The following is a 14,456-nucleotide window of genomic DNA, read 5'->3' as shown; positions in this document are numbered from 1 at the left end:
CCCGATAGGAAGCTTAAAAAGGGTAGGACAGTCATCGATAGCTATGATAGCGTGTACTTTTAAACTAGTTAGAGAGTACGACAATGCGTTTTTCTTCTATCGAAGACGTAAGAAATGCCATAGATGGTATCGACTCCCAACTGGTTTCACTGATTGCCCAACGTGGCCGGTTGGTGAAAGCAGCCGCTGGATTCAAAAAAGATCAGGATGCTGTTCGCGCTCCTGACAGGGTTCAGAGAGTCATTGACAAGGTCAGGGCAGAAGCCGCGGTGGTTGGGCTCCCCGAAGACATTATTGATAAAGTTTACCGTACGATGATTAACGCGTTTATTGATTATGAGCTGGAACAGCACCGAAATCTGGTACAAAAGTAGTATCGGTCAAACTCTTGCCGAATAGGGTGGGAGCAACAAGGGCGTGCGGGTATTTTTCCAAATGACACCGGTATTATAAGGACAGGTCATACCCGTGTCCGACTTAATTGCTTGACTAAAATCTCAAAATTTATACTGAATAAATACTCTATCTTAAGGAAATTATCAGTGAAAGTATCCGATTGGATTCAAAAAAACATACGACACTCAGCACCACTTGAACCTAATACACTCGAAGTAGTATCCGACTTCACGCTTATGTGGTCAGTTTTTGAGGCTTCAGAAGCTCATAATGAGAATGTTGTAGATCAGATTGGGGGTCTTTCAAAACGAGTCGCAAGGGATATGCCAACAGATGCGATCGACTCCCAGCTAGCATATTGGTCTAAACGCTATATACACGAAAGCGGTGAACCAACAGAGCATTTCCATTACCTCTATTTTAGAGAAGCGTCACAAACTGAGAAATCACTTGACGTATTGAGAAATAAAGAAACTTCTTTTGAAGATAAAATCGAAGTGTGTCTCTTAATTGTCTATAGGTATCGAAATAATTTATTTCACGGTATCAAAGACATCACGTTGCTAAATGCCCAAGTAGAAAATATTCGGAACGCAATCGAATTGCTACAAATAATTATGCCATATAGCGGGAGGTACCTTTTTCTCGGAGCCTAGTTAGCTATATGAAGCAGCGGAGTCTATTTCAATTATAATCTAAGTAGACTCACTTCCATAGATGCCTTGAACTGGTCGATGGATTTCGTTATGGGCCATTGGCCACCGGACGTAGGATCAAGTGCCTTATCTGCGTGGATAATTTTACGAAGAAGTGCCTGGCGGTCACTGTTGCCTTTAGGATTTCAGTCGTGCAGGTCACGCGTATTCTGGACAGCATTGCGCAGTTTTAGTTGACCACTACAACATCAGGCTTGCGACGTGATGCTTTTCGCAGCTACCACATGCCATTAAATGGCACGTGTAGCGGTATTAGGCGCAGCTATTAGAGGGATAATATTCATAATGTCTATATTGGCAAAATGGAATAGGTTTTTCTTGACTCCGCAGAGTGAGTGAGATTACGCCTGTCAACACATGTCATCTCGCCAATTAGATAATAATTTCCGCCAGTGTGTCCTTTAAGTTTTTTAAAAAACTCCTTAGAAACTGTAAAATAAGTTCCGAGAGAGTTACCTACACCTGCGTGATAAACTGGATACCACTGGTTGACCCAGTACCTCCAGGTACCATTATGTATACTACCGCCGAAATACTCTATGCAATAATCGCTTTGCCTAACGGAGTTAAAAGGTAAATCTCCTACGGAGTAGGTCGGCCGAAAATAACCTCTGATTAACCAGTCAATCTCCCATCTTCCAAAGGAGGAAGGCCAACCCTTCTTTGCTAAAGGGAAAATCCCTTGCTCAGAATTTCGCATGTAATCTATTGACTCAAAAATTGCCTTAGGATCGTCAATTTCAGAGCTTTGAAGTTTGACTAAAATGACCTTTAGATCAAGGCATATGCCAGAGTGATTTCTTAGGACGGGGCCGTTGGCATAAAGTAATATCTCATCAGCAGAAGCGGCAAAATTTGCTAAATATCGTTCAAGCTCTTTCTGATCGGGCAAATGATCGTTTTTTTCTAAGTCTTCTATTACGGGCCAATTGTATGGTGAGTCAGAAGGAGAAAGATTTACAGCAATAGAACCGAATGGTAAAACCTCTTGGGCATGTACCAAACAAAGCTCGGCAGGTATGGAGTGCTTTTGCATAGCATACGCTAATGTTCTGACAAAAGCAGATAAAATGGACACTTCTGCTCGCCATGAAAAACTACAGCAAATCTTGTCTTGAGGATAAAATTGTTCACTTGCAAAGTTGTGAGGTCTAAATATATAACAAGCATTCGCGTTGTGGATTTGTTCCCATTCAAGGAAAAAATGCCTTAACAGTTGGACTTGGTATTCATCTTCGAGCTCATTGATAATGCCTATAAACCTCAATGCAAGACCATTAGCATATTTGTCATATTTGTTTTTATTCGGTTCTAAGTCATCTGAAAAATCAGAGTAGAGAGCCGAAAAATCATACCGTCTTTCAGTAGCTAAACCCAGGGAATATAGAATATCATCAGAGATAAGCGAAGGATGATGAATGCATTTGGTAATTTCTTCTTTAGTAAATAAGCGATCCTCGATAAGCAATAAAACAGATAGATAATCAATGACATCAACCTCATAGGGTTGTTTTTCCAGAAAGCTCAAGTACAAGTCACGAAATTCGATACTGGAGTCGTCTTGTAATAAAACTGCTATTTGCTTCGTTGTTAGGAGCCTGGCGTATCTGTCGGGCCATTTAAAATGTAATAGCATTAGATGAAATGGAATGTTTTCGAATGATACAGGATCGTCATACCAGTACAGTTTGGTCAAAGGAAGATGTGCAATATCGCCCTCAAGGCTAGTGACCATAATTTCAGTAACTTCGGTTGCCAGAGCGACCTGTCCAGCTGAGGCCAAATAAGTAACAAGGTGAGTGGAAGGAACTACTATATTCTCATCTCTCTGTAGGCTCGCAGAGTCTGGAGCCATCGTATCACGAAGAAGGTTTTCCCATTGCTCGCTGTAAGTATTTCCATATTCCTTTAAGGCTTCTTTTGACCCTGATGAATAATAAGGACTCCAGCAGTTATTTAATTTTATATTCCTGACAGCCCATTTATAAGCTGCTTTCCTGCCTTCGATTTTTTTGCTCAACAAGAAAATATGGTGTAAGCATCGATTCAGTTCATAGTCTGATTTACTTTGATTGTAATAGTCGCTGAAAGAAGTGAGAATCGTGCGGGCGTGGCCTTTATCAACCCAATAACCAATCCAGTCCGAAATAAATCCTTCGCGAATCTGGTATGAAACCAAATGTAAGGCTGCAATAAAATCATTAAGATTAGCAGGTGGTATGGTGGATACTTCAGGACAATCTGTAATGACATCTTCGGTAGTGGAGGAATATTCTCTTGGTTGTGGGGGCATTCCTCCAAGAACTTTGCACTGGTCTTCGTAAATACCTTTCAGAACATCATTGTCTTTGCTTCTTTCATCTAATGCAGTCATTGCATCAACTGTTGTCATGCACCTAAGAAAAGAGTGCTCTGGCTGCGTAGAAAGTGGAAATGACTTTACGAAATTTTCAAAAATAAGATGTGTTCTATGCCAATTCTCTTCTGATAAATGATAGTCAAATTCGTCAACAAGGCGTTCTGGGTTATGCTTTGCCAATAATTTCGTGAACAGGCCAGGAATATGTCGAATTTCTCGTTCTGAAAAATCAAATACATCAGTTGTAAAAGTTGCTACTCGTTTTAGCCAATCAGAAACTTGATGGTAGTTGGAATCAGAGCATTCTTGTAACGCTTCAAAAACCTCATGTAAAGTAATGTCCTTTCTATGGCCATATCCGACTATATTGAATGCGGCACGCTCAAGAAACACCCTTGCTTCATTATACAGGCCTAAATTGGTTGCTAATTTTGCTAGGTCAAGACTGTCGTTGGCCAGCGTAGCAGTATCATCTCTGCGTAGTATTTCAGAATCAAAAAACTTTTTAAACTCCTGAATAATATAATCTTTAGGGAAATTGGAAATTGCATTCTTAGAGGAAATATCAAAAAATACCCTAGAATCCCACCAATTGCTCATTGATAGTGTATCAAACTGATCTATGTCAATATTTGAAAATGCTTTTATTGAGTTGCATAAAATATTTAGGTGAATGGCAATTCTTATTAAGGATTTTCGAATATTGAATAAGATAGCATCGATTTGATAGCCCATCAATAATTTATCTGGTTGTTCTAGTAAGTCAAATGATTCATACAAATTAGAAATTTCAAAATTGCGACCTTCTTTTATATTTTTTGCAATTTTTGAGGAAGCATATTGGAATGTCATCCAAGCATTATTTAGGAATCCCTGAATATCTGTGGGTGTGGTTAACTCCGGAGCATCAAATTCGGTTGATTTTGTTAAATTTACTATAAGCTTTCTAAAAAAATGCTCATAAAAAGGAAGGTGACGTGTATGTTCGTACTCAACAGGGCACTCAATTTCCTTAAGTTGGTCTATTTTGATGTCGTTTCCAGCTAAAAACTGATAAAGCAGATATATGCTTGAATTAGTGCTATCAAATAAGGAGTTTTCCTCATTGATAGTTACGCCTTCGATGCTTGCAGCCAAAACGACTTCGTCACAGACTGCCGAAGCAATATCATCCGGAACGTCAAATAGAGATAAATCAACCAGTAAGTGTCTATGGCCATACTGAATGAGCAATTCGACAATTCGAGTGAAAGACGAAGCCTTGTCAATAAGTGTTTCATAGAAAGCATTTATAACAGCTAAGTCGGGATTACTATAGCTGGTTAGCGTATGAAGATAATCATCTACAAGGCTGTTCAATGTTTGATAATGATTAGAGTCATCTAGTCGGGCATAAAAGTGTACTCGACGAGAGATTTCATTGGTGCACGCATCTACTATTCTTTCATCTCTTCCTTGAAAATGCTTAGCAATAATAACAATTTCATTATCTGGGATAATTCTTAGATTGTCCGCTCGCCAAAGAAGACCAAAATTATCGTGTGAGATACTTAATGAACAGTCCAGAAAATCGCTAAAATTCTGTACTTGAAACTCGGGACCATTTAATAGCCTTGTTTTCAAAATTCGCAGTCTCAACAACTCGGGATATAGGTTTTGATCAAATGCGATATGTTCTGCAACACTGAATATGTGTTCTATATGCTCTAGAGGATAACCATTGCAGAGAGATTGAACAAGCCAGTCCCTATCTACACCTTGAAATAGAGGGGTGATATTCCCGAGGTTGGCTTCAATGATCCATTCCCAGCCCCACCGCCAATACTCTGGAGCATGTGTATTGATCCAAATTTTAGAAATTCTATTTAACCTATCTCTTGATTGAACGAAGGAGTCTTTGCGTCTTAGGTATACGAATAGGCTGCTATGGAAAGGGGATATCCCACTTAGTCTTTGTTCAATGAGGTGTTGAATTTCTGAAAAGCTGGTTTGGAAAGTTAGGCTATCTTCAAAACAGTAACTGATGTGTGTTTTGTCCGGCCATGAAAAATCTGCATTTGCTATAAGCAGAAGAATTTCTTTTGCTCCTTCAGATAGTGATACCCATAGATTCTCGTAATATTCATGAATATCGCCATCAGGACAAGTGGGTAGTCGTTCTATATCATATTTACTGATGTTTTTATCTGCTAACTGCAAACTGTTTAAAGAGTAAATAATATGAAGAGGATATCCATGTGAAATGTCAAGTAGAGCCTGTGAAATTTCTACTATTTCACTTTGTTTGTGATTTTCATTGCCTACTACTTTTATTTCATTGTTCGATGCTATAAAGTCGAGTCTCGACTTTATAGCATCAAGTCCCATAGGGGGAATATCTATCCAAGCACGTTCTCTTGGCGCTGAACGTAATAGGGAATTGGGAAGATGCTCGTCGCTTATTGGTTGTGTTCCGAATAGCAAACAAACTTTTCCTTTAAAGGGTGTAATCCGATTAACTAAATGTTCGAGTTGGCTAATATCCGATCTTTCACGATAAACATGATCTAATCCATCAATAATTATAACTAGAGTTTTGCCATTTTCTGCAGCTTTAACTACCGCCTTGCTTATCCAAGCCTCTAGATGTTCAGAATCAAGTTTATCGCTATCGAAGTCATTGGGATAAAGTGTTCTAATCTGGCTTTGTAATGAATGAGCTGCATTATTAAAAGCAATTCTGTCGCCAATAAACTGAGGGGATAAGTAATAATGATGTCGGATAACAGGCGTTTTCGATTCTATTAGCTGGTCAGTTAAAAAGGATAGAAAAGTACTTTTCCCCATTCCGGGCAATCCAGATATGACATGGCAGCCAGGGTTAGCTATAGCGTTAAGAATTTCATTGTGAAATTCATCTGTTGGTGGTTTGTAGCCGCCAGGAATTTCAAAAAACTGAGAAATAGTTCTCCTGGAGCCAAGCGATAAAATTTCATGTATATGCTTAAGGTAGATTTTGCCGTCTGGGGCCGGTTCTCTTTTTCGTGAAGCCCAGCGCTCAACGGTTTTTAATAACTGAAGCCAACTTTCTTCATTTGCGTGGTCTGGTACCAGTGAGTCACGTAAGTGCAACTCTAAATCATCAATTTCCTTTTGGCTATGTTCGAAAATAAGAATTTCGAAAAAATCTATGGACTTTTCTTCACTACCAAGCTGAGCTAATATTTTTGATTTGACGTCTTCTGGAACGAGAGAGTAATCAATTTTTTTATCTATTAGGCAATTTGATAAAACCTTGTCAGGTATTCTATTTGTAATAAGCTTGGCAATCGCTATTGTGCTGGAAGAACCGAACTTCTCTATATCTGCTGACCATTTTTCGATAAGGGATGTGCCCTTATCCTTCTTCTTGAGTAGCCAATCGAAATCTAAATGTAAATCGTCACGTTCAGAATCGATTGTAAATTTGACTTGATAGAGTTCATATTCTCCACTGGCTGTGAAGCAAATAACATCATCGAGGCTCTTAACATGATCAAGCCCTTGATTGCCCTCTATGCTTATCCACTGGTACTTCTCTGGATCGTGAAACCAATTGATCAATGTGCGAATACACATAAGGTCTTGGTACGTGTATCCAACACGTGTTAACTGTGAGGGCTTAATTTTTGACGGTATCATCAAAATAACAATCCATATTTTATGATCGCAACTTACTTAAACTACTACTGAAGTACTTACTTTTCAATCAATTTTATCGAATACGTAAAGGCGCAACAGACAAAATCCATACCTATGTCTGTTTCTGGCACTAAGCAGGCTGCCAGATCTGGTAAGAGCTAGAAGTAACAAGAGTTCCAAAAAATGTGTGGAGGCGAGTGTTACAACTTTGCGATAGCATTTTGTTGGATCCAGAATTTGCTTGTGAGGGCCCCCAACTGGGGGCGTATGAAGGGGGAGGTTCAGGCCACAGCTATCCTGCTGGCGATGATGACGAGACTAAAGATGTAAATCCTGAGGTCTTTTGCTACAGATCTTTTTCATCGCCCGGTTTTTATAACAGTTGATGGTTTTTAGCCTGAGCTTGAGCTTTTTGGCGATCTCATAAGGCTGTGCACCGCTGTAGATTTCATTGATGACGATCAGCTCTCGGCCGGTCAGATACTGCCGGCTCGTGGCTTCCTCTACCTCGGCATCAAACTCATCCTGCACCGTTTGGGGAGGGAAAATCGCTAGCAAGATATCCTCCACACAGGCATTTTTATCCAGAGTGATAAAGTGGTTGTACATATCCGGGTTGGTCAGGCACAGGCTGTTTTCGTACATCAAGATGATCCTGGCCTCCAGCGTGCCCTGCTCCAGGGCGGCATAGAGCGCAGAACAGGCGCCGTAATAATGAATAAAGCCGCAGCTGCAATCCAAAATCAGAAAATCACAGGCGCTATTTTTCAGTTCCGGCAGCGTGTGAGCCTCAAACGTCTCTTTCTCGAAGGGTAATTCATGCAACGCTATTTTATTGTGGGGTAAGGTTTCACCGTGCCTGAGCAGCGCGTGCAAACCAGCGGAGAAATAGCGGTCATTACTCACCGTGTAGATATGAATATCAGGCATAGTTGATCATCCTAATCAGTAATAATCTTAGCTTGTGCGCGGGTTGGCGGATGAGCCGCAATCTTGTCGATGGCGTGCACGGTTTTTTGCCGACTTTCTGAAAATCAGGACGAGTTTCTTACTGCACATCCAGCAACTACCCGCCCCCTCAACGTAGGGGGGAACGTTCCCTGTCAACTCGATGGAAATATCACAATGTGGGCAATAGGCGACATACTCGCAGTAAGCCATGAGATTTACTCATTCCATTGATTTATATTGAAAATTTATATTACATAGGATAGCAGAGTTGTTTTTAATGATCAATAAAATAGATCGATATGATAAAAACAATTGATTTTATCGATAAGTTACCAATTATTTCAATAAAATCAAAAGATAAGAACTATCCTGTAACTTACCGGTCAATGACTGATAATTACCTATATGCATTCACTGTGTGTATGTGTTTGTGTTTAATTGTTTGGAATATGAATTATTGATATTTCTCGTCTGTGGCCGGTTTGGCGGCAGGCATATTGATGGTGTGGGCAAGGGGAACAGGGTAATTTTCTGCAAGAGGAGGGGGGAATTACTACAGCTTATTGGGTGCCAAATGCTCCCGGCATGATGGCCGGGAGCACATAAGATTATTTCAGAAAATCTTCACGCTGTGGAGTGAAGGTATCCAGTAAGGTTCCGGCCTCCAGGCAGACGCAGCCATGCACCACGTCGGGCTTTTTGTACAAGGTATCTCCGGCAGCGACTTCTTTGGTGACGCCATCGATGGTGAAGCTGAAGCGGCCGGAAAGCACGTAGGTCAGTTGCTCGTGCGGATGGCTGTGCAACGGGCCGACAGCGCCTTGGCTAAAGTTGACCTCCACCGCCATCATGGTGCCGCCATGGGCGAGAATGCGGCGGGTCACGCCGTTTCCTAAGTCTTCTAGCGCACAATCCTGTTTGTAGATAAACATGGCTGTTCCTCAATAAAATAGTGCCATCAAGCAAAGAGATCTTCCGGCAAGCGGGCTAGATACAGCGCAGGTTCTCCCTCAAAATCTGAGGTGAAGAGCACTTGCCGGTTGTCCGGAGTAAAGGATGGGTGCGGATGCGTTACCTGACGGTCACCATTCAGCACGCGCCATGAACTGTTATGTGCGGCCAGACGTGCCTGACGTTTTTGTTTGGCGTCGAACACGTAAAGCCACGGGTCGTTCTCAATGGTGTAGCCTTGAGAATCCTTGATATCGACCGGCGTAGCCGAACCGTCACCCACTAACAGACTGCCGTCGTAGTTGCTCATCAGGTGCGAACAGGCTGGCATGGTCATCACGATCTCATCCTGCCCGGTCTGTGGATCGTAACGGCAGATGTTGCGCTCTTGCTGGCCTTTCAAATAAGAGACGTACATCAGGGCTGAACCGTCCGGCACCCAGAATTCGTGCGTACAGCTCTCGCCTGGGGCATGAGTTTTTACCTTACGCATATTGCTGCCGTCTTCGTTGATCAGCCACATGCGGGCATCAACCAGATCGTGTGGCCCTTCGTGGCAGAAGGCGACGCAGTCGCTATGGTATGGGCGATAGATTGGGTGGCCCAACCAGAGGCGATCCTCATAAATCACACGTGATTCACCGCTGGCCAAATCGACACGCAGCAGGCGGCAATGCGGGTTTTTGGTGAAGAAGCTGTGGAAAATTTTCCAGTCGGTCAGAGGCTGCCAATCCTGGCGATCGATTTCGATACCCACCAGGCTGGTGCATTCACTGTTGGCAACCCAGGTGCCGTAGCCAACCCACTCTTCAGGCACGCGATACACGGTTTGTTCAGTGCAGTTGCTCAGTTCTACCCGGCGCAACTCACGTTCATTCTTCACGTAATACAGGAAACGATCGTCCGGGGATAAAAAACCGCCGAAGGTGTTATCGCCTGGACCTTCGGTCAACTGCACCGCTTGCTGCCGTTGCAGATCCAGCAGGTAGTAGTTGCGGTTACCGTCAAATTCGCCAGCAAACAACAGCTTACTGCCGTCGTTGGTGAAACACTTCTGGTAGAAGTAGTTGCGGTGGCACAGCACTTCAGGCGGTGTCAGGCGGGTGAGCTGTGCGCCGGTACCGGCATCGGTTGTGCGATGGAAATTGAATTGGTGGATTGAACCTTTAGCCACGATGGCCTCCCTTAACCTTATCGATAAACCGCCGCTGTTCAGACGATCCTTTAATTAAATAAAACATTGTTTCATAAATTTAGAAAAATGATATCAAAGTGACGGATTAGGCCAACCCGAACGGGTGATTTATGAGAGCTACATCGCATAAATCGTTGCGCTTGGCCCGATTGTTAGCGGATCGTGGTTTTGCTCATAGCCAACCAGCATGACGCCATTGCATGCTCGCCACTATAGAAAAAAAACGGATGGGCAATCCCTGATGCTGGGGCCATGGCCGGATGCTGCCTATGTTTTAAAGTTGGTTAAATCAGATCCCCTTATTTTTTATGTGACTTTCATCACAACATTATAACCCGCCTAAAAGTATAAAACGTTATTCCTGTAAAAATGAAATTGCAGTTCATTATTTTTATTTGCGAGAAGAAACGATGACAACGAATGGTATTAACGCTCTGGGTAAGGGAAGAACGGTCAGGCTAGGACATCAGCTGGCTTATGGCGGGGGTAACCTGCTGGGCAGCGGGGCGCTGGCGATCAGCGGTGCCTGGCTGCTCTATTTTTACACCACGTTCTGTGGGCTGACGCTGCTGGAGGCGTCATTCATCTTCTCGGTTGCGAGCGTCATTGATGCTATCAGTAACCCGGTGATGGGCTATCTGACCGATAACTTTGGCAATACCTGGCTCGGTAAGCGCTTTGGTCGGCGCCGTTTCTTCTTGCTGATTGGTGCGCCACTGATGGTCTTTTACCCGCTGCTGTGGGTCGAGGGCTTTGGTTTTTGGTACTACCTCGCCACCTACGTCATTTTCGAACTGATTTATACCTCGGTGATGGTACCTTACGAGACGCTGGCGACCGAAATGACCGATGATTTCGCCATGCGCTCCAAGCTGACTGGCTATAAAGCGATTTTTGGCAAGATGGCCAACTTCCTGGCGGCGTTTATCCCAGGGCAATTTATTCTGCTCTACGGCAAAGAATCGGCTCAGCCTTTTCTGTATACCGGCATCACCTACGGCGTGATCCTGTTTACTGCCATCACCGTGCTGTATCTGTTCTCCTGGGAGCGCAAGGATGAAGCAATAGCGGAGGTTAAGCATAAGAAATCGCTGCTCAAAACGTTGGCTTCATTGGCGCGGGATATGCAATCGACCTTCTACCTGCGGGTATTTCGCAAGCATCTGGGCATGTATCTGTTCGGCTTCGGCGCGGAATGGCTGTTTGCCTCGGTATTTACCTATTTCGTGATTTTCGTGCTGCAATACGATCCTGCCATTCTGGCCGGATTGAACAGCCTGAATGCCATCTTACAGTTGATATCGACCGCCATCTTTATTGGCCTGTGCGTGAAAAAAGGCTTCAGTAAACCTTATTCCTGGGCGCTTGGTATCGTGATGTTTGCGGTCTGTTGCTACTCCCTGCTGCACTTCTTTAACCTGCCTGCGCATATTGCCACAGCTGCCATTATCGGTATCACCGTGATCTTCGGCCTGGGCACCGGCGGGGTGTATTACATTCCCTGGACGGTGTATACCTTCCTGGCAGACGTGGACGAAGTCTTTACTGGCCGCCGTCGTGAAGGGATCTATGCTGGGGCGATGACCTTCTCCGGCAAGATTATGCGTTCGATTATCGTCTTTACCATGGGGGCAATCCTCAGTTACTACGGCTTCCAATCTAAGTCTCACACTCAGCCGGAAACCGCTATTACCGCCATCTCCTGGGTATTCTTTGCTGGTGTGATCCTGTTGGCGCTGATGGCGATTATTTTCAGCAGCCAGATGACGCTCAACCGCCAAACCCACCAGGTAGTGTTGTATGAAGTGGCCCGCATCAAGGCGGGTGGCAAGATCGGCGATATTAAACCCGACGTTCGCCTGGTCATCGAGAAACTGGTGGGGTTGCCTTACGAACAGTGTTGGGGCAACAGCAAGATCTGCCAGAAGATGAATATCACCCCTGAAGTCTCTCCCCCTGTGTATAAACCGGCCTAACGGGCCTGATCTCCCCAAAACCCAGTGACAGGATCTTCTCGCCAACATGGCGGGGGGATCCCTACCGATTAAAAACAAGGAAAGGGAAATGAAGATCGTACCTCTGTCGTTATTAATTGCTCTGACCAGCGTGTGTCATCACGCTGTCGCCGCACCGCTGCCTGCCGCTAATGAACTGGTTTGGCAAGCCATCGCTTTCGGCCAGTCAACGGATGCCAACTTTGCCACCAACGTGCTGCCGGAAAAAGTGGGCACCAATCAGGTGACGATGGCCAATGGCAAGCCGATGCAGGCCGGGCCGCTGAAAATGCCGTTCCACGTCGAAAGCCGGGGGGGCAAAATCGGCAACAGCCATGATGGCCTGACCTTCTACTACACGCGCGTTCCCGCCAATGCCAATGTGGTTCTGGAGGCGGAGGTGACGGTCGATCAGTTTGGCCCGGAAAATATGGCCCTGCCCGCCGGGCAAGAGGGGGCGGGATTGCTGATCCGCGATATCCTCGGCAAACCACGGTTGGAGAAGGTCCAGCAGGGGTATGAGGAGTTTCCGGCGGCATCCAACATGGTGATGAATGCCATCATGACGCAGGATAAAAAAGATCATCAGCGGGTCAAAATGACGCTGATTTCCCGCAACGGCGTGCTCAATTCCTGGGGTAACGCGGGCGTCGAGATCAAACGTGAGGGGTATCAACCTGAGGTCGATCTGCAGAAAACGCCAACCTTCCGGCTGCGTCTGGCTCGCACGGATCAGGGGTTTACCGCGGCCTATGCTCCGCTGGGCAGCGACAACTGGGTCAGTAAAACGACCAACGATCCGCACCGCGTCACCAAGCTGGATCCTGAAGGTTACTACGTGGGCTTTTTTGCTTCACGTAACGCACGCATTACCGTCAACCAGGCCAGCCTGACGCTCAGCGAAAGCCAGCTTCCGGCGGCACAGGAGTTTGCGGTTAAAGCGATGCCGTTGCAGATCGAGATCGGTTCTGCGCCAATATCCGCCACGGATGATTACGTCTTCCAACTACGCAGCAATGAGAGTGGCATTCTGTCGCTGAGCCAGGACGGCGTGGTCATTGCCGCAGAGCGTAAGGTACAGGCCGGAGAGATGCTGGCGGTGAAGGTTGCGCTGAAGAAGGCGGAAACCGTGCTGGATTACCGTTTCACTACGGTAAAAGGCAACGCTCAGAGTGACAAGCTGATGGTGCGCAAAGCGCACTATGCCGACGCCGCTAATCTGTATGCTGCGCCACAGGGCAAAGCCGAAAATGATGGTAGTCAGCAGCATCCGCTGGATTTTGCCACCGCCGTGCAATCCTTGACGCCGGGTGGCACGCTTTGGCTGGCGGCGGGGGATTACCCCTTGGCTGTCATACCTGCCTTAGCCAGTGGCACCGCCACGCATGCCAAAAAGCTCCGGCCGCTTGGAGATGGCGTGGTGCTGCACGGGATGGAACTGGCAGCCAGCTATTGGGATATTCAGGGCATCACGGTAACGGAAAAAAGCCTGCGCATTACGGGTAGCCATAACCACCTTGACCGGGTGGTGGCACACCATGCGGATGATACCGGAATTGTCATTTCTTCCCCGGCTAACGCCGACCGGCCACTGTGGGCCAGCCACAACCTGATAAGCCATTCCGAATCATACGCCAACAAGGATCCAGGTCTGATCAATGCGGATGGTTTTGCCGTCAAAATGCGTGTGGGCGAGGGAAATCGGCTGGTCGCCTGCTTCTCGCATGACAACGTGGATGACGGCTTTGATCTGTTTAACAAGATCGAGGATGGCCCGAACGGCAAGGTGATCATTGAGAACAGCGTCGCGCTGCGCAATGTCAATAATGGTTTCAAACTGGGGGGAGAAGGGTTGCCAGTGGCCCATCAGGTGACTAACAGCCTCGCCATTGAAAACGGCATGGATGGGTTTACCGACAACTTCAACCCTGGCGCCCTGCAAGTCACCAGCAATATGGCGATTGATAACCAGAGGTTTAACTACATTTTCCGTCCGGGCCCCTATACCACGCAGGACAAGCAGGGCGTATTCAGTGGCAACGTCTCGCTGCGTAGCAAGCCGGGAGAATATGCCGATGCGGTGGTGGGGAACATCGCCGACAACAATGCCTTTTTGTTGCCAGTAGCTCCTTAAGGCGCTGTATGCGATATCGATGTAGATAAACCCAGCGGTTATGCCGTTTTTGCTCCGGTGAAAACGGCACTCATCACATAAACAAAAATTACTTTCATTT

Annotated in this window: 8 protein-coding genes and 1 pseudogene; 5 read left to right on the top strand and 4 right to left on the bottom strand. The window is 45.4% G+C overall.

What is annotated here, in order from left to right:
• Window positions 1–83: 83 nt before the first annotated feature.
• From KGP26_RS19055 to KGP26_RS19045, 3 genes and pseudogenes are all read left to right on the top strand, one after another.
• Window positions 84–374, top strand: a complete 291-nt coding sequence (locus KGP26_RS19055; RefSeq protein ID WP_218519107.1) for a chorismate mutase — start codon at window positions 84–86, stop codon at window positions 372–374.
• Window positions 375–542: 168 nt separating this feature from the next.
• On the top strand, window positions 543–1,052 hold the full coding sequence (locus tag KGP26_RS19050) for a hypothetical protein (protein ID WP_223664441.1): 510 nt from the start codon (window positions 543–545) through the stop codon (window positions 1,050–1,052).
• A 66-nt stretch (window positions 1,053–1,118) separates the two neighbouring features.
• A pseudogene (locus KGP26_RS19045) lies at window positions 1,119–1,282 on the top strand (transposase family protein); the annotation flags it as partial.
• A gap of 119 nt (window positions 1,283–1,401) precedes the next feature.
• Here KGP26_RS19045 and KGP26_RS19040 read toward each other — a convergent pair.
• From KGP26_RS19040 to KGP26_RS19025, 4 genes are all read right to left on the bottom strand, one after another.
• Window positions 1,402–7,131, bottom strand: coding sequence for an ATP-binding protein (locus KGP26_RS19040; RefSeq protein WP_223665674.1), 5,730 nt, complete (start codon window positions 7,129–7,131; stop codon window positions 1,402–1,404).
• Window positions 7,132–7,449: 318 nt separating this feature from the next.
• Window positions 7,450–8,061: a LuxR C-terminal-related transcriptional regulator gene (locus tag KGP26_RS19035; protein ID WP_209529481.1), complete on the bottom strand. Its 612-nt coding sequence runs from the start codon at window positions 8,059–8,061 to the stop codon at window positions 7,450–7,452.
• 629 nt (window positions 8,062–8,690) lie between these two features.
• The gene (locus tag KGP26_RS19030; RefSeq protein ID WP_021806015.1) at window positions 8,691–9,014 is read right to left on the bottom strand and encodes a cupin domain-containing protein; all 324 of its coding nucleotides are present in this window, start codon (window positions 9,012–9,014) and stop codon (window positions 8,691–8,693) included.
• Window positions 9,015–9,040: 26 nt separating this feature from the next.
• Window positions 9,041–10,207, bottom strand: coding sequence for an oligogalacturonate lyase family protein (locus tag KGP26_RS19025; RefSeq protein WP_021806014.1), 1,167 nt, complete (start codon window positions 10,205–10,207; stop codon window positions 9,041–9,043).
• 431 nt (window positions 10,208–10,638) lie between these two features.
• On the opposite strand from KGP26_RS19025, the gene KGP26_RS19020 reads away from it, so the two are divergent.
• A complete protein-coding gene (locus KGP26_RS19020) occupies window positions 10,639–12,204 on the top strand; it encodes an MFS transporter (protein WP_094981991.1) in 1,566 nt (521 codons plus the stop codon).
• A gap of 88 nt (window positions 12,205–12,292) precedes the next feature.
• Window positions 12,293–14,356: a right-handed parallel beta-helix repeat-containing protein gene (locus KGP26_RS19015; protein WP_223664440.1), complete on the top strand. Its 2,064-nt coding sequence runs from the start codon at window positions 12,293–12,295 to the stop codon at window positions 14,354–14,356.
• Window positions 14,357–14,456: the final 100 nt, after the last annotated feature.

The organism is Serratia sp. JSRIV002 (assembly GCF_019968725.1).
In the GTDB taxonomy this organism is placed as follows: domain Bacteria; phylum Pseudomonadota; class Gammaproteobacteria; order Enterobacterales; family Enterobacteriaceae; genus Chania; species Chania fonticola_B.
This window is presented reverse-complemented; position numbering and strand designations above follow the sequence as displayed.